The following is a 16,056-nucleotide window of genomic DNA, read 5'->3' on the forward strand; positions in this document are numbered from 1 at the left end:
TCCTCAGACCGCCGTGCCGACCGCATGGGGCCGGATCATCGCGATATCCGGGCTCCCGGGCGGATGCGTCGCGATTGCGCGCAGATCGACCGGCGGCGGAACGATGCTGGTCAGGTCCGGTTTCACCGGCGCGGTTGCGGGGTCGCGTGCGAGCAGGGCCTCCAGCGCCCGTGCCGCCCGCAGCAGTTCCCGGTCGCCACGCGGCGGACCAAGCACCTGCAGACCGAAGGGAAGGCCATCCTCCAGCACGCCCGCCGGTAGGGTGATTGAGGGGCCGCCCATAAGCGAACCGCGATAGGTCAGCGCAAGCCAGCGATAGTAGATGTCCATCTTCCGCCCGTCGATCTCCTCCGGGTAGGGCTGTTCCCACGGGAAGGCCGGTATTGGCGCGGTCGGCAGCAAAAGAATGTCGAAATCGGCCATTCGCTCCTTGAAGGCGCGCAGGATGCGTGTCTGTTCCAGATGAGCCCAGGCACGGTCGTGAAAGCTCAGGCTGCGGCCCAGCTCCACATTCGCGGCGACATGAGGCCCGACTTGGTCGATCGCTCCGTCTCCCAGGGGGTCGAAGGCGGCGACAAAGCTTTCGGCTCGCAGGATGTCGAAACAGCGATCCATCTCGCCCAGATTCAAGTCCACCGGACGGCACGAGGCGGCATGCGGAGCAATGGCCGCCACCCGTTCGCGAAAGGCCGCGCGCACCCGGCAGTCGACCGGCGCACCGCCGAAATCTTCGCTGAAACCGATGCGCAGCCGGTCCAGCGAAGCTGGCGGCAGACTGTCGAAACGCGCGGGATCGGCAAGGGAGGACAACGGATCGTCCGCATCGAACCCGTGGATCGTCCGCAGCATCAGCAGCAGGTCTTCCATATTCCGCGCCATTGGCCCAAGCACCGAAATGACCGACCAGCCCACCGGCCGGGTCGGATGCGCCACCACATCCGCCGAGGGCCTGTAGCCCAATACCCCGCAGAGTGCTGCGGGCAGGCGAAGCGATCCGCCGGTGTCGGAGCCTGTGCACAGGGGAACCAGCGATGCCGACAGCGCAGCGGCCGAGCCGCCGGACGACCCGCCCGCCGTCAGGCGCGGGTCGTAGGGATTTCCGGTGGCGCCCCAGACCGGATTGCACGTGTTCCCGCCGGCGCCGAATTCGGGCACATTCGTTTTGGCCAGGACGATGGCCCCGGCCCGGCGCAGCCGCGCCACCATTGGCATATCACGTATGGCGATGTTGTTGAGAAAGCGAGGGTTTCCATGCGTGGTCGGCAGGCCCTCCGCATCTTGCAGATCTTTCACTCCGATGGGCAAGCCGTCCAGCGGCCCGATCGGCGCGCCGGCCTTCCAGCGCCGCGTGGCCTTGCCGGCTTCCTCAGTGGCGCGCTCGGTGCAAAAGGCGGTCAATGCGTTGATCGAGGGATTGAGGCGCGTTATGCGCTCAAGACAGGATTCGAGAAGCTCACTTGGGGTAAACTCTGCTTTGGCGAATCCCTCGATCAGCCGGGTCGCAGACTTTTCAGGCAAGGATACGCTGTCGATCGCTGCTATCCGGCAAAACACCGGCCCCCATGGCATGATTGCATATCCGGAAAGGATAGCCGCGGCAACCGGCTGTGAATATTGATTAATTGTATGAATACCATAACCGGAGGGAATGGTTCATGTGCTCAGTGCTTGATCGAGGCATTGCATGAACAGGCCGAACGAGCTGTTCGTGTCCGACTGGCCGGTGCGCCAGAAGCAGCGTACCTCCGACAGGAGTCCATGTGTGTCGAGCGGCAGGATAACGAGTTCGCCGCGGCTTGCATGAACCCGGGCAAGGCTTTGCGGAAACAGCCCCAAAGCAGGCAATTCCCGCATGACACCTATACTGAGCGGCAGCGAGGCCGAGGCAATGAGATTGACCGGCGGGGCAAAGCCGAATTCGGCAAACAGCGCCTCCACGGCACGGCGCGCCACCGAGTTCGCCAACGGCAGCAGCCAAGGCCATTCTCGCGCTTCCGACCATTCCAGGGTTGTCGCCCCCGCCAGGGGATGTTCGTGTCCGGCAACGACGACGACCTGCTCCTGAAACAGGGCCTTCTGCTCAATCCCCGGCAGTTCCTGCGGGTGCCATACGCGAGCGATGAGCACATCGAACGCACCGCTTTCAAGTAACGGGAACAGGGAGACGAAATGCCCCTCGGTCACCGAAATGCTGGCCTCGGGCGCGCTGCGCTTCATCAGCGCGATCGTGCGGGGCAAAAGGATCGGCGCCACCGAACTGACTACGCCTACCGAGACTGCCCCGGTCACGCCCTGCGCCATGGCGTTCAGATCGAAGGCCGCACGGTCGATCTGTGCCAGCACCTGCCGTGCATGATCGGCAAGCCGTCGGCCCACCGGTGTCAGGTGGAGCCGGTTGCGGTAGCGTGTCACGATCGGTGTCTCGACGAGCCGCTCCAATTCGCTGATCTGCTTTGAGACCGACGGCTGTGTCACGTTTAGCGCGTCGGCGACTTTTGCCACCAGACCAAACTCAGCGAGCGCCGCAATGATGCGCAGATGCCGAAGGGTTAGAGACTTTGTCAGTTGCTCTGAATTCATGGTCTTCGTGCGCTCTTGGAATACCGGCCGCCTTTGACACGCGATCCACGTCGTCCAAGGGTCCGCGCAATCATTCCTTTCGGGAATAACACGTCTCTGGTGCATGTAGAGCGGCACGACCACGCAAGTCGGCCGTGCCTTGAGGCCTTCCTGCTCTCCCTGGTTATGCTCATGCGACCAAAGATAACTGAACTAGATGACGAGGCCGGTTTCGGGATCAATCATTAGCGCCGCCGTCCTTCTCGTAACTGTCGGCCAGGGCGAGCAAGCCCTCTTCGATTTCGGCCGGCATTGTGTCGAGTGTGAATTGCTTGCGCCGGTCTGTTTTGCCGCGCATCCTTTCGAAATCTTCGATGGCCATGAGAACGTACCTCGGCTTGCGATGGTGGGTGATGAAAACCGGGCCGCGCCGGGCGGCATCGGTCACATCACCGACATGTTTGTTGAGATCAGCAGTTGAGAATGTCCGCATATGGGCCTCCATTTAATCCATATTATCTCGAATATCCATATATTCGTAAATTTCTGATTGGCAAGGTCCGTGCGTGCAGGGCAACCAGCATCGCGGTCGAATTGACTCCGGAGCCGCAGCAGACCGCGACGTATCGACCGGCAAGCGCATCGTTCAGCGCTTGCTGCTGCGGGTGGGACAACAGCCTTGTGATGTCCTCCTAGATGCCGTACTGGGCCGGCGCTCCTCTGGTAGCCATGAAGGTGGCTGTCCCTCAGAGTGACGATGTTGAAACGGGGTCCGATTGTCGGCCCCAAGCATCAAGCGAGGGACAACCATGGAGTATTATGCCGGAATTGATGTGTCGCTGGAACAGAGCAGCGTTTGCGTGGTGGATTCATCGGGCAAGATCGTGCGCGAGACGAAGGTGGCGAGCGAGCCAGAGGCGCTGTTGCAGCATTTTGCCGATCTTGGCCTGCCGGTAGTCAGGATCGGCCTTCGGGCCCTCTGTCGCAGTGGTGGCGGGAGGAGTTGGTCGAGGCTGGCCTTGACGTGGTGTTGCTGGAAACGCGGCATGTGAAGGCGGCGCTGTCGGCGATGCCCGTGAAGACAGACCGCAAGGATGCTCGCGGGATCGCGCAGCTGCTGCGCATGGGCTGGTACCGTCCTGTGCACGCCAAGTCTGGAGATGCCCAGGAGGTGCGGGCACTGCTGGTCGGCCGCAAGCTGTTGCTGGCCAAGCTGCTCGACGTCGAGCTCAGCATTCGCGGGATCCTGCGCGGCTACGGGCTCAAGGTTGGCGAGGTGAGCCGCGGACGTTTCGAGGCGCGCATTCGCGACCTCATTGAAGGCCATGACATGCTTGGGACAGTGATCGGCGCGATGCTGCAGGCACGGGCTGCATTGTGGAATGAGTTTACCCGGCTGCACCGCGCGATGCTGAAGATCGCCCGTGCTGATCCTGTCTGCCAGCGGCTGATGAGCGCGCCCGGCGTCGGCGCCCTTGTTGCGCTCACCTATCGCGCGGCGGTCGACGATCCGGGGCGGTTTGCGAAATCCCGAACCGTTGGTGCTTACTTCGGACTGACGCCCAAGAAATACCAGTCCGGCGAGACCGACATAGACGGCGGCATCACCAGGGTCGGCGATGCCATGGCGTTCCCGTGCCGACCACGAACAGCATCGTGTCGGCGCTGCGCTTCTTCTTCACCAACACGCTCGACCGCCCCGACCTGGCGCGCAAGCTCGTCCGGCTGTCGCACCCGCGCAAGCTGCCGTGGTCCTTAGCCGTGACGAGGTTGCCCGGCTGCTTGGCGCCACCACCTGTCTCCACCAGGCCGCGCTGTCGGTCGCTTATGGTGCGGGCCTGCGTGTGGCGGAGGTGTCGACAGCGAGCATACGCATGGTGTTGGCTGTGTCCGCATTAGTCGGCGGCTGCCGAGGTGATCCGATCGAGCGTGTCGGCCATCACCTGCAGCACAGGTGCGTCGGAGGGAATATCCCATTCCGCGAGCATTTCGGCCGGGACTTCATAGGCCATCTCCGTGCCGTTTCCGCTGTCGTAGACGAGCACCTTGCCGGGCAGGCTGAGCGCGGCCATCTTGTCGGCGGACAGCGCGGATGCGCCGATCCGGGGGTCTCCGAAAATGACAAGCTGCAACTCGCCCACATCCTTTCCGATGCTCCTGATGCCGCCGCCAAAGTCGACGACGGTGAACACCATCGCCCCGGCATCCTCGATCGAGGCCGTCAGCCTCTGCACCGTATCTGACACCGAGCCGGCCGACGGAACGATCACCGGCCCCGCGAGCGAGGCGGTGGGCAGGCAGGCGAGAACGGCTGCCTGGAGTATCAGTTTCATGATCTTTCCTCCTTCTGGTAGAATTCCGCTGGTCCGATCGCCGATGGGCTTTGACACCAGCCGTCGACTTCCTTCGTCCCAAGTCCTGCCGGGCCGTTAGCCTTTCCTCGCCGCGGCGATCCAGCCGGCGACGCGGCGCGCGTCACGCCCGACGCCGGAGACTAGTGTCGAGGACACCGCGTACTGGAAATGAAGGCCGGCGAAATAGAGCCCGTCCATGTCGGTTGATTTGCCGAACCGGTGACGGGGTGCGCCGTGCTCGTCCAGAACCGGAAGGTCGATCCAGTCGAAACCGGAATGGAAGCCGGTGCACCAGATCACGCTGGCGAAAGCCACCTTCGTGCCGTCGTCTGCCAGCGCCTTGCCGTCACTGATGCCCGTGATCTTCCCGATCCGCCGAACCCCGGCGCGCTCCAGCTGGCCGGGCCGTGTCCGGATCAGCGGCATGCCGTGCCCGTGCATCTTGGACCGGAATTTCCTGCCCATGGGCGTCCGCATGGTCAGGAGGCGATGAAACATGCCGCGGACGACCAGGCGAACCAGGAGCTTTCGTCCGAGAAAGCCGGCGATGTCGAACGGTACATGCCCGACGTCGCGTCCGGACAAATAGACATTGTGCGTCCTGGCAAGGTCGAGCGCGATCTCGGCGCCGGAGTTGCCGGCCCCGATCAGCAACACCGGGCCGGCCGGGATCTGGGCGGGATTTTTGTATTCGCGCGAGTGCATTTGGAAGACCTGCGCATCAAGGTCGCGCGCAAATCCCGGCAGACGCGGCTTTTGATAGCTTGCCGCGGCGACGACCACCTGATCCGCCTCGTAGAAACCGTCCGTGGTCTCAACGCCAAAGCGGCCGTTTGCCTTGCGCAACGCCTCGACCCGGGTGTTCAGGCGCACCGGCAGTCCAAACTTCCTGGCGTAGCTTTCGATGTAATCCGCCATCTGGTCCTTCGTTGGGAAGGTGTCCGGGTCCGCCGGGAAGCGGAAACCGTCGAGCGAGTCGAACTTCGCCGGGGTGAAGAGCCGGAGCGAATCCCACCGGCTGCGCCAGACGTCGCCAACGCGGGCGGCGGCGTCCAGAATGACGTGGTCTATGCCCTTGCGCTTCAGGTGATAGCCGACGGACAGCCCGGCTTGGCCGGCGCCAATCACCACGACGTCATGGCGCTCGGCCTTGGCTTCGGCATCATCTTGCGAAGATGCCGCCGGGAATGCGTCGGGCTGGGTTCTGAGTAGACGGCCCATCTCCACCAGGTCGGCGGGATGGCGGCCGGGGGCGGCGGATCTTGTCGTGCGCGTGCTGGCCATGACCTATCTCCAGTCTTGTGTTTCTGAAGACCAGCCTAGGCGAGCTGTCGTTGGCTTTCATCGTGAAGACGACCCACCTTTCAAAATCATTGAATGGGGCGTTCTACCCATTTTTGCGCGTGTCGATCGAGCCGGTCGTCAACGCCTTCGCAACGGCGGCAGCTCGCGAGGAAACCCCGAGCTTGCCGAATATGTTCTCGACATGGCGATTTACCGTCTTGGGGCTGAGCCTGAGTTTCTCGGCAATCTCGCGGTTCGTGCTGCCACTGGCCACCAGCGACAGCACCTGGCGTTCGCGCGCCGTCAGATTGTCCGCCCTTGCCGTCTTCGACACGGTCCGAATCTCATGGATTCGAGCGAGGTCGGGCGCCGCGCCGAGGTCCCGGAAGATTTTCTCGGCCGCGTCGAGCTCCCTCCCTGCGGCCTCGGAGTCCCCGAGCCCGGCACAGCCTCGCGCGATGTCGACGCGCAGGCGCGCCACGAGATAGGGCGCGCCGAATTCTGACCAGTAGCGCAGCGCCCGGGTCTGTACGGCTACGGCGCGGCCGAACTCGCCACGTGCCAGAGCCAGCGAACCGTGTCCCTGGTCGGCCACGTGGGCCAGGATTTCGGTACCAAAGAGTTCCGCGATGTCCGACATTTCACCGCAAAGCCGTTCGGCCTCGTCCAGGTCGCCGCAAGCGATGAATATCTCGATGCCCGCCGGGAGCAGCGCCGTTTTCCGGGGCACGTCGCCGGCGGTTTCCAGCGCGCGCCGGATCGCAGCGACCGCCTCGTCCCGCCGGCCCTGCGCGAGGCGGAGCAGCGCCAGTCCGGGCTGCGGGTCGATGCCGATTTCGCCGGCCAGGCGATACTCGGCATCGGACTTCTCCAATTCGCCGCGCAGCCGCAGGATTTCGCCCCGCCGGTAGGCGGCGTTGGCCATGGCGGTTTGCTCGCTCGTGCCGCTCAAACCCTGCGTCGCGCGCTCGGCCTCCTCAAAGGCTTCGTTCCAGTTGCCCTCGAGTTGCAGCACCTCGGCCCGGTGCACCTGGCAGACGCCATTGAACGCCCTGGCCTGGGGGTTGCGCCGGCACCAGTCGGTCAGGATCGCGGTCCATTCGCGCGCGCGCACCATTTCAAGCACACGGCAGCAGGAGGAGACGATCTCGCAATAGACGACACCGCTCACGATCGGGGAAAGACGCTGGCTATTGGCCAGCAACATGGCCTCGTCGATCGGGATGTACCCCTCGTCGATCCGGCCGAGGCGGAAAAGGATGCCGCCCTTGATGCTGCCGGCCAGGGCAATCAGGTCCGGATCGCCGCCATTCTCTCCGATGGCGAGCGCCTTGTCGGCAACGTCGATCGCCACCTCATAGGCGCCCTTGGCCCGGTGCATGTGCACCTGAGGCAACAGCAAATACCCTCGTTGCACACAATCCGGTGAAGTCTGTTCGGCATGTTTGGCGGCGCGCTGAAGCCAGCCGGACCCCAGTACCACTTTCCCGATCAGCATGTTGCGAAGTCCGCACCAGAATGCCGCGCGCGCGCATTCTTCATGATTTTCGCCGGCACAGTGATGGGTGTAGAGCCGTTCGAGCGCGGCGAGCATCACGCGATCCTGCGCCGAAATCCCCGCGGCCCATACCAGTGACTCGAGGTCGCCGATAGCGAGATCGAACTCGGCGTCCGCGCGCAAGAACAGTCGGGTCGCGTCCGCCCACGCACCCCGTTCGTATGCGTCTCTGGCGGCCTGAATCGCTTCAAGCGGGTTCCGTGACATCTCGTTAAGATAACACCACTTCACCGGAATACTGAAACTGACATCTGCCGGCTGGCGCCAATGTGCACGCCCGCTTCCGACTTGCGACCTCCGCTCGGTGGCTGCCAATTGGCAGCAACAGGTCGAAGTTCGTCCGTAGCGCCGGATCGGACGTCCGCAACCGCTACCTCCAGCGTCGTCGCGGGCAATGTCGGCTTACGAGAAGTGGCAAAGCTGGCGTCTACGGCCCAGATGGAGGCGCATCGCTGCTCGTAAGATCGCGCTGAGACGAGAGTTCGATTTGGATGTCAAGCGGCTCCGACAACCCGCGGGATCACCCTTTCTATATCTCGGTCATTTCAGCCAGCTCCAGCGCATCCTCGATGTTTACGCCAAGATACCTGACCGTGCTCTCGATCTTGGTGTGACCCAGAAGAATCTGGATCGCTCGAAGGTAGCCCGTCGCCTTGTAGATGATCGCGGCCTTGGTGCGCCGAGGCGAATGGGTGCCATATTCTTCGCGCCGAAGCCCGATTGCACTCAGCTATTTATCAACGAGGCGAGCATACTGGCGGTGCTCGATCGGAATGGTCGACCCGACTGGCCACGCAAGCAGACTCTCTCGGGCATCTGCCGTAAGTTGGACGGGGCGGCCGGTCTTCTGCAGAATGACTATTGCGCGTGTCCGGATTTCTGGTCCTGTGACCAACGTCCCGATCTTGATCTTCACCAGATCGCAGCCGCGCAGCTTGCTGTCGATTGCCAGATCGAACAGTGCCCGAGCTCTCATGCCTTTCCCCTATCGAGGAAAAAGCGGACCGCCCATATCTGACGCTGTTTCAGTGGCTTCTTGACACCGACCTTTCGACCGGCGTTCCAGGCCGGCCGTCCCAGTGACTTCGGATCGTATTGTGCAATACCCATTTCTGCTTTCCTTCGACCAAATTTGAACGAGATGGAAAACGCTTGGGAGCCGCGAACGGCCGTGGAACGAACCCGCTGACCGTAATATGCGGTACATCGCTTGTATGGGCGCGACCCGCGCAATGCCGGATTTGCCGCTGGAAAGGTCCAACGACACCGGTCATTCATTGGGCTATATGTACCAAACCAGCCATCCGCGGTTCCTGAGCAAAGGGGCTGAGGCCGAGCCATTCCTGCATTCGAGCGGCGACCTCGCGCGAACCGGTCAGTTCCAATCTGCCTTCCTTCACCGCTTTCTCGACCGTATCCAACCCCATCCAGATCGCGGTCATGGTGCGCAGGCTGGATTCGGAATAGAGATCGATGTCGTAACCCGGATCGGCATAGCAGGCCTCAACACCGGATTGCGGATCGGCCAGCAACCAATAGTTCTGCCGCGCGCTTGGAAGATTGTTGAACACGAACTGGAGGCAAACCCGGCGCTCCGGCAGCGGGTCGATATTCAGGAAACGATGCATATCCCATATCAGCAATTCGGGATCGAGATTATTGAGGGAGATTTCGCTTTCCACCCATCTTTGCCCCCATGCACCGATACCCAGGATAAGCGGGCGAAGCTCTTCTCCGGCTTTCGTCAGCCGGTACTCCTTGACGCCCTGATCGCCTTTGACAGACTGAACAACGCCTGCCGCCTCCAGTTCTCCCAGCCGCTTTGACAGCAGCGTCGGCGACATCCGAGGCAGGCCGCGCCGCAGATCGTTGAACCGCGTGCTGCCGCACAGAAACTCCCGGATCAAAAGCGGCGTCCAACGCGCGCACAAGACCTCCGAGGCCATCGAAACCGGACAAAACTGACCGTAGCTGCCACGCATGGATTGCCTCCCTCTCCTTGGAAACGCTGATCGTTTGAGCTTAAGCGGCATGTCCGGCCCGGTCCAATACAGTTTCAGGACTATCGCGGCACAGCCATTGGGGCGACCCTGGGGGCGCGCTTCGAACACCAGGGAGAAAGACCATGACCACGATACATAAAGGAACCTGCTTTTGCGGCAGCGTCGAATTCGAGGTTTCCGGTACTCCGGAGGGAATGGGCTATTGCCACTGCGCGTCCTGCCGCGCGTGGTCGGCCGGGCCGATGAACGCGTTCAGCCTTTGGCAACCGGAAAGCGTGCGGGTCACCGAAGGACAGGATCTGATCGGCGAATATGCCGGCGTGCCGAACTCGGTGCGCCGGTTCTGCAAGAATTGCGGCGGACACATCATGACGGATCACCCGGAATGGGGCGTCACCGATGTCTTCGCAGCGGCGATCCCCAGCCTGGTCTTCGAACCGGGGGTGCATGTGAACTATGCCGAAACCGTTCTCCCGATGCGGGACGGCCTGCCCAAATTCAAGGACTTTCCGGCCGAGATCGGCGGGTCCGGCGAGCAAGTGGCGGAATAGCATCCAGCCATCGGGCACGTCCCGAGAAGGAGCGTGAAATGACAACCGCAATGAGAGTCTTCGATCCCGTCGCATTCAAGCAAACCACCCCGCCGCCAGTGGGACGAAGCCGCCGATGCCTGGAACCGGTGGACGCCGCTCCCGGACAAGTGGTTGGGCCCATCGACCGAACTGATGTTCGACAGAATGGAGCTGATGCAGGACAGTTGCGTTCTGGATATCGCGGCTGGCGCTGGAGGCCAGACGCTCAACGCGGCGAAGCGCGTCGGACCTTCAGGCCATGTGCTGGCGACCGATTTGTCGCCAGGTATCCTCAAACAGGCCAAAGCCAATGCCGACCTGGCCGGCATCTGCCATGTCGAGACCCAAGTGTTTTGACGGCGAGGATATCGGCGGAATCGAGGCCGAGCCGTTCGATGGCGTCATGTCGCGCGTCGGCCGACGGGTAGCCTGATGAAACACGGAAAGGAAAATCCGATGACCAAAATCGCAATTGTCCAGGAGCCGCCTGTCTATCTGAACCTTGCCGCCAGCATGGAGCGCGCCGTCGGCCTGGTCGCGCAAGCCGCCAGCGACGGCGCCCGGTTGCTGGTCTTCCCCGAGGCGTGGTTTCCGGGCTACCCGACCTTTTGCTGGCGCCTGTCACCCGGTGCTGACATGGGCAAGACGGACGAATTGTTCGCCCTGTTGCAAGCCAATTCCGTCGACCTGAGCCGCAATGGCATGGCCCCCCTTCAAGAGGCGGCGGCCGAGCACGAAATGGTCATCGTGGCCGGTTATCAGGAAATCGATGGCGAGGCTTCGGGTTCGACCCTGTTCAATTCCTGCATCACCATCGACGCCGACGGCACTATCGCGAACAACCACCGCAAACTGATGCCGACCAACCCGGAACGTATGATCTGGGGTTTTGGCGATGGGGCCGGCTTGAACGTGGTCGAAACGGCGGTGGGGAGGATCGGTGCCCTGCTGTGCTGGGAAAACTACATGCCGCTAGCCCGGTTCGCTCTGTATGCCCAGAACATCGACATCTATGTCGCGCCAACCTGGGACAGCGGCGACACTTGGTTGGCCACGATGCAGCATATCGCGCGCGAAGGCGGCTGTTGGGTGATTGGGTGTGCGACGGCGCTGGAGGCGTCGGACATTCCCACGGATATCCCCCATTACGATATCTTGTTTCCGAACAAGGATGAATGGGTGAACCCTGGCGATGCCGTGGTCTATAAGCCCTTTGGCGGGATCGCCGCCGGGCCGATGCACCGTGAAAAGGGATTGCTTTCGACCGAGATCGATGTCTCCGCCGCCCGCGCCTCGCGCCGAAAATTCGACGTCAGCGGTCACTATTCCCGCCCCGACGTGTTCTCACTCTCGGTCGACAGAAGCCGCAAGCGGCCGACTTTATTCAGTTGACCGGAAACAGTTTGCCGAGATCGGCAAGTTGAACTGGATGTCATCATTCCCCCACAAACGAAAGTCGTTCCGTAGCGTAAGCTTATACTTACAGTGTCTGCCGTTGCTCTCACGCTGATCGAGGGCGATGCCATGTCTACGCGGCCAAGGGCACGTCGCGCCGCGACCGTGCTTTATGCCTGTGGCACGGAGCCAGGCCGACGGCCCGTCCGGGAGCTGGTATTACTAAATCGCACGCGGGATCGACGAACGGCCGGTTCAGCCCAACCGCCCGCGGAAATCCGCCGGTGCCGAAGATACCTTCGCGGTCGACATCTTCGATATCGATGTGGCGCGCGCCGAACTGGTGCCACTGGCCGAAAAAGTCTGGCGGCACTGTGAGGGAAAGCAACTCAGCGGACGAACCGTGACGCTGAGGTTAAGTTCGCCGATTTCCGGCAAATCACCCGCAGCCCGAGCCCTGCCGAGACTCATAGGTGGTCGAGGTTTCGCGACGATGCTCGCCGACATGTTCCACGTCGAGAGGGGGGTATCCGCTTGCTCGGCGCGACCCTGTCGTCGCTAGACGGGAAGGACAGCGTCCCGGCGGCAGACCAATTGGCGCTCTTCTGATTAGAACCAAGCGGACCCTCGATCAGAACCAGTTTGTCTGCCCTAGGCTTGTCACCAGCGCAGCGGATTGGATTATGAATCAGATGCGGCACACAGACTGCTCCGCAAATACATTCGCAGGGCGGAGCGCGACAAAGACCGGGCGGGGTTCCTCTGAAAGCCGTCCACGCGCCCAGCCGGGCCTCAGCGTAGTTATCCGTCGCTGCGTTCCTTTCAGGTTTGGCCTTCGCCGTGACATCGCGGCACTCAACTGGTATTTGAGCCAGATCTCCGCAACGGACATCCGCCATGTTGTCGCAATCGACGGGATGTCGGGCCTTGGGGCGAAAATCCTTGATCACTGATAAGTTTCCCAGCCAGTGTGGCAGAGAGGCGGCCGCAACCGTCTCTCGTGCGCCCGGAGCACCGTCCTATTTCTTGCCGATACCGATATTGACCGGATTGGTGAGATAAGCCTGACCGCCGTCGTCTGCTTGCTCTTGCACCATCTTGTCGAGCGCGTCGCGAATCGCATCACGCGCCGCCTGGTTCAAGCTTAGCTCGCCAAGCACTTCCTCCACAATCGGGTTGCTCCAGACGATCCAGTTCCACAGTTCCTCGCCCGAGTTGAATGCCGTGCGTTCGTTGATTGTCTCCACGCTGACCTTCTTGAGACCGACGGCCTCCAATTCGGCGCGCAGCCGCTCAGGGTCGCTCAACTGGAACGGCAGCGGCGGCGGGTCCATGGGCGGGCCTTCGAAGTCGGGGCGCACCGACTGAACGGCGCCGACCAGATAGCGTAGGAAGTCGATTTCGTGCGGGTCGCCATAGGCGATCACAAGGACGGTCCCTCCCGGCCTGACGACACGGGCCATTTCGCGAATGCCCCTGGGCATGTCGGGAAAAAGCATCACGCCAAACTGCGATCCGGCCATGTCAAAGCTATCGTCTTCAAGCTGGAGGGCGTGACCGTCCATGACACTTGTGTCGATGGCGAGCGCTTCCTTTTGAGCGCGATCACGCAGCAGCTGCAGCATTGCCGGCGATTGGTCGACGGCGAACACTTCCGCGCCGATCCTGGCCGCCGGAACGGCGAGGGCGCCACTGCCGCAAGCCACGTCAAGAAACTGCATCCCTGGCTGCAACTTGGCGTACATCAGTGCTTCTCCGGCAAGCCACATTTGGGTTTCGGTATTGGTCTTGTCATAGCCGACAGCTATCCGGTCCCAGGCCTCATGCGTGTCCGGCGTTGTGTCGGGCGCGGTGGTGGCTTCACCATATTTACTGATCGCGGTCTGCAGCGCCTTGATGAACGCAGCAGGCTGCTCGATCGCGGGATCGTCCGCAGCATCTTCGATGACGTAGAGCGGCCAGCTATGGCGAGCGCTTACCTCCTCCGCCACCTTCAACGGGGTTGCGAGATCATGCCGGCCCCATATCAATACGGTTGGCACCTCGATGCGGGCGAGATCGTCCGGTGCGATGCCGGGAAAGCCGAACTGCTCCATCAAGCCCTGTTGTGTTGGTTTCAGACTGGCGGCCTGTGCACGATCCAGATTGTAGGCCTTGAGACTGTCCCACATCGGACCCATACCGGTGCGCAGCCTGTCGAGGTCGAAGGCGCAGTGCCGCCAGAGTGCATCGTGGGTCTCCGTAGTTGGCTCCGTCACAAACGTCGTGAGCGCCTTGCCGAACTGCGGCGCAGGCTGGAAATGCGCAAGCCCCAGGGCATCTGCAAGTACCAGGCAGCGGAGCCCCGAGCCTCCCGCGGCCGCATAACGCGCGGCGATGGCGCCGCCAAGAATATGACCCACCAAAATGGCCGGGCTCTGGCAGGATTGTTCGATTAGTTCGCCCAGCCAAGCGAGCAGGTGATCAGGCTTAATGGGGCCGTCGATCGCACCGGACTTCCCATGACCGGGAAGGTCGGGTGCTATGACCCGGTGGGACTTGATGAGCTCGGGGATCACACGGAACCACTTGGCGGCGTATTCGCCGGGGCCATGCAGAAGGACAATCGGCGGCCCGTTGCCGCCCTCGAGCACGCTGGTCGAAATGCCGGCCGGCTGTATGCGCCGCTCGCTGAGGGGAAGGTCTGTCAGCAGCCGCAGCCGGGCCTCCTCGGCACCAGTTGCGGGTTCGGATTGCGTTTTCGTCATGTCAACTGTGCGAGCCTCGTTCATGGCTTCCTCCATTCCCTTGATGGTCTGGAGGCAGGCTAGAGCCGGCGGCTGCCGCGTGCTTCGGGGAAAGCACGTAAATTGCTGCGAACGCGCAATGGGTATTTCCACGCATAGGATGGCGTTCAGACAAGAACGTGCTGGTAGGCCCATGCGGTGGCCGCCGCGCGCGACGACAGGTCGAGTTTTATGAAGATGTTGCTCACATGGCGCTCGATCGTGCGTTCGCTCAAAAAGAGCTCGTCGGCGATGGCCTTGTTCGTCTTGCCGGTGGCGAGCAGCCGCAGAACCTGCAATTCGCGCTGACTCAGGCCATGCGATTTAGCACGCGGCCTGGCCACAAGCTCCTCCATACCGCGAAGGTCCGGATGGGCGCCCAGTCTGCTGAACACGGCTGTTGCGGCCGCGAATTCAAGTTCGGCACCGTCGCCGTCACCTTGCGCGCGGCAGGCCAGACCGATCTGAACGCGGACCCGCGCGGCCTCATAGGGCGCTTCGATGGCATTCCACACCGCGAACGCACGGCGCAGCGCGACGAGCGCCGCACCGGTGTCTCCATCGGCGAGGGAGACAGCTCCCCGGGCCTGGTCGGCCATGGCTCTCAACACTGCGGATTCGAAGACCTCGGCGATCTCTTCCAGCTCCCCGCACGCCTGTTTTGCCTCGACGAGTTCTCCCGCGGCGATTGAAATCTCGACATAGGCCGGAAGAAGGCGCGCCCGCTGCAGGCAATCTGTTGTCGTTCCCATCACCCGGCGCATTGACGCGGCTGCCGCATCCTTGCGCCCCTGAGCCAGACGCAACAGAGCAAGTCCCGGCTGTGGTTCATGGCCGAACTGGCTGGCGCGGCGATAGTCTTCCTCCGCCGCGTCCAGATCGCCCTTGAGACGATGCGTCTCGGCCCTTTGATAAAACGCCGGTGCCGGAGGCTGCGGGTCGAAACCGTCAAGATAACGCTCGCAGGCACGGCCGGCTTCCGCGATTGCATCTCCCCAGGCGCCTGCGAGTTGCATCATCTCTGCGCGATGAGCCAGGCAAGAACCGGTGAACGCCACGATCTGCGGCTGGGCGCTGCACCATGCCGCAAGGGCGGATGTCCACTCCCGGGCCCGGTCCAGGGCATAGATGTCATGGCAGGCCTCGATGACGCTACAATAGATCAGGCCCGTCATGATGGGCGACAGCTCACCCTCGATGACCGCCACCATAGCTTCGTCGAGAAGGGCAAGGCCGGCCGCCACTGAACCCTTGCGCAGGTGCGCACGCCCTTGCAGATGCAGCGCGGTTGAAAGCAGATCAGCATCCTGAAACCGCTCCCCGATATCTGCGGCGGCTTTCGCTTCCTGCATAGCGGAGTCGAAATTGCCCTCAGCAAGATTCTCCTCGATGACCGGTATCAGCAGATAGCCCCGCTCGACGCAATCTTCCCCGTCACGTTGTAAAAGGCGCTTTGCCCGGGAAAACCACCCGCTGGCCGGACCGGTTTGCCCTCTGCTGGCAAGGCGGAATCCCAGCCAGAACGCCGCGCGCACTGCCCGTGGGCAATCGCCGACCTCGAGATAT

At 62.4% G+C, this 16,056-nt stretch carries 13 protein-coding genes and 2 pseudogenes; 5 read left to right on the forward strand and 10 right to left on the reverse strand.

Going from position 1 to position 16,056, the window contains the following annotated elements; genetic code table 11:
• Positions 1-3: 3 nt before the first annotated feature.
• From N1058_RS21870 to N1058_RS21880, 3 genes are all read right to left on the reverse strand, one after another.
• Positions 4-1,518: an amidase gene (locus N1058_RS21870; protein ID WP_265519722.1), complete on the reverse strand. Its 1,515-nt coding sequence runs from the start codon at positions 1,516-1,518 to the stop codon at positions 4-6.
• A gap of 135 nt (positions 1,519-1,653) precedes the next feature.
• Positions 1,654-2,580: a LysR family transcriptional regulator gene (locus N1058_RS21875; protein ID WP_265519723.1), complete on the reverse strand. Its 927-nt coding sequence runs from the start codon at positions 2,578-2,580 to the stop codon at positions 1,654-1,656.
• A gap of 217 nt (positions 2,581-2,797) precedes the next feature.
• Positions 2,798-3,064, reverse strand: coding sequence for a type II toxin-antitoxin system Phd/YefM family antitoxin (locus tag N1058_RS21880; RefSeq protein WP_420848029.1), 267 nt, complete (start codon positions 3,062-3,064; stop codon positions 2,798-2,800).
• Between the two features lie 304 nt (positions 3,065-3,368).
• Between N1058_RS21880 and N1058_RS21885 the strand changes: the two are divergent.
• Positions 3,369-4,186, forward strand: a pseudogene (locus N1058_RS21885) (IS110 family RNA-guided transposase); the annotation flags it as partial.
• A gap of 268 nt (positions 4,187-4,454) precedes the next feature.
• On the opposite strand, the gene N1058_RS21895 reads toward N1058_RS21885, so the two are convergent.
• The 5 genes and pseudogenes from N1058_RS21895 to N1058_RS21915 form a co-directional block, all read right to left on the reverse strand.
• A complete protein-coding gene (locus N1058_RS21895; RefSeq protein ID WP_265519724.1) occupies positions 4,455-4,892 on the reverse strand; it encodes a DUF302 domain-containing protein in 438 nt (145 codons plus the stop codon).
• Positions 4,893-4,988: 96 nt separating this feature from the next.
• On the reverse strand, positions 4,989-6,197 hold the full coding sequence (locus tag N1058_RS21900; RefSeq protein WP_265519725.1) for a flavin-containing monooxygenase: 1,209 nt from the start codon (positions 6,195-6,197) through the stop codon (positions 4,989-4,991).
• Positions 6,198-6,300: 103 nt separating this feature from the next.
• Positions 6,301-7,878, reverse strand: coding sequence for a LuxR family transcriptional regulator (locus tag N1058_RS21905; protein ID WP_265519726.1), 1,578 nt, complete (start codon positions 7,876-7,878; stop codon positions 6,301-6,303).
• A 406-nt stretch (positions 7,879-8,284) separates the two neighbouring features.
• Positions 8,285-8,865, reverse strand: a pseudogene (locus tag N1058_RS21910) (tyrosine-type recombinase/integrase).
• A gap of 164 nt (positions 8,866-9,029) precedes the next feature.
• The gene (locus N1058_RS21915) at positions 9,030-9,737 is read right to left on the reverse strand and encodes a winged helix-turn-helix transcriptional regulator (protein ID WP_265519760.1); all 708 of its coding nucleotides are present in this window, start codon (positions 9,735-9,737) and stop codon (positions 9,030-9,032) included.
• A gap of 143 nt (positions 9,738-9,880) precedes the next feature.
• On the opposite strand from N1058_RS21915, the gene N1058_RS21920 reads away from it, so the two are divergent.
• From N1058_RS21920 to N1058_RS21935, 4 genes are all read left to right on the forward strand, one after another.
• Complete coding sequence (locus tag N1058_RS21920) at positions 9,881-10,309, forward strand: GFA family protein (protein WP_265519727.1); 429 nt, start codon at positions 9,881-9,883, stop codon at positions 10,307-10,309.
• A gap of 153 nt (positions 10,310-10,462) precedes the next feature.
• Positions 10,463-10,687: a methyltransferase domain-containing protein gene (locus N1058_RS21925; protein WP_265519728.1), complete on the forward strand. Its 225-nt coding sequence runs from the start codon at positions 10,463-10,465 to the stop codon at positions 10,685-10,687.
• Between the two features lie 99 nt (positions 10,688-10,786).
• Positions 10,787-11,722 carry a carbon-nitrogen hydrolase family protein gene (locus N1058_RS21930; protein ID WP_265519729.1) on the forward strand — a complete coding sequence of 312 codons (936 nt, stop codon included), beginning with the start codon at positions 10,787-10,789 and terminating at the stop codon, positions 11,720-11,722.
• A gap of 328 nt (positions 11,723-12,050) precedes the next feature.
• Positions 12,051-12,287, forward strand: a complete 237-nt coding sequence (locus N1058_RS21935; RefSeq protein WP_265519730.1) for a hypothetical protein — start codon at positions 12,051-12,053, stop codon at positions 12,285-12,287.
• A 457-nt stretch (positions 12,288-12,744) separates the two neighbouring features.
• Here the strand turns inward: N1058_RS21935 and N1058_RS21940 are convergent, their stop codons facing one another.
• Positions 12,745-14,496, reverse strand: coding sequence for an alpha/beta fold hydrolase (locus tag N1058_RS21940; protein ID WP_265519731.1), 1,752 nt, complete (start codon positions 14,494-14,496; stop codon positions 12,745-12,747).
• 122 nt (positions 14,497-14,618) lie between these two features.
• Complete coding sequence (locus N1058_RS21945; RefSeq protein WP_265519732.1) at positions 14,619-16,025, reverse strand: LuxR C-terminal-related transcriptional regulator; 1,407 nt, start codon at positions 16,023-16,025, stop codon at positions 14,619-14,621.
• Positions 16,026-16,056: the final 31 nt, after the last annotated feature.

The sequence above is a fragment of the Nitratireductor luteus genome, from assembly GCF_026162365.1.
Lineage (GTDB): Bacteria > Pseudomonadota > Alphaproteobacteria > Rhizobiales > Rhizobiaceae > Chelativorans > Chelativorans luteus.

Excerpts from the sequence above, each read along its gene's own strand:
- N1058_RS21895 (WP_265519724.1), bottom strand. The coding sequence starts at position 4,892 with ATGAAACTGATACTCCAGGCAGCCGTTCTCGCCTGCCTGCCCACCGCC.
- N1058_RS21930 (WP_265519729.1), top strand. The coding sequence starts at position 10,787 with ATGACCAAAATCGCAATTGTCCAGGAGCCGCCTGTCTATCTGAACCTT.
- N1058_RS21880 (WP_420848029.1), bottom strand. The coding sequence starts at position 3,064 with ATGGAGGCCCATATGCGGACATTCTCAACTGCTGATCTCAACAAACAT.
- N1058_RS21900 (WP_265519725.1), bottom strand. The coding sequence starts at position 6,197 with ATGGCCAGCACGCGCACGACAAGATCCGCCGCCCCCGGCCGCCATCCC.
- N1058_RS21875 (WP_265519723.1), bottom strand. The coding sequence starts at position 2,580 with ATGAATTCAGAGCAACTGACAAAGTCTCTAACCCTTCGGCATCTGCGC.
- N1058_RS21920 (WP_265519727.1), top strand. The coding sequence starts at position 9,881 with ATGACCACGATACATAAAGGAACCTGCTTTTGCGGCAGCGTCGAATTC.
- N1058_RS21915 (WP_265519760.1), bottom strand. The coding sequence starts at position 9,737 with ATGCGTGGCAGCTACGGTCAGTTTTGTCCGGTTTCGATGGCCTCGGAG.
- N1058_RS21940 (WP_265519731.1), bottom strand. The coding sequence starts at position 14,496 with ATGAACGAGGCTCGCACAGTTGACATGACGAAAACGCAATCCGAACCC.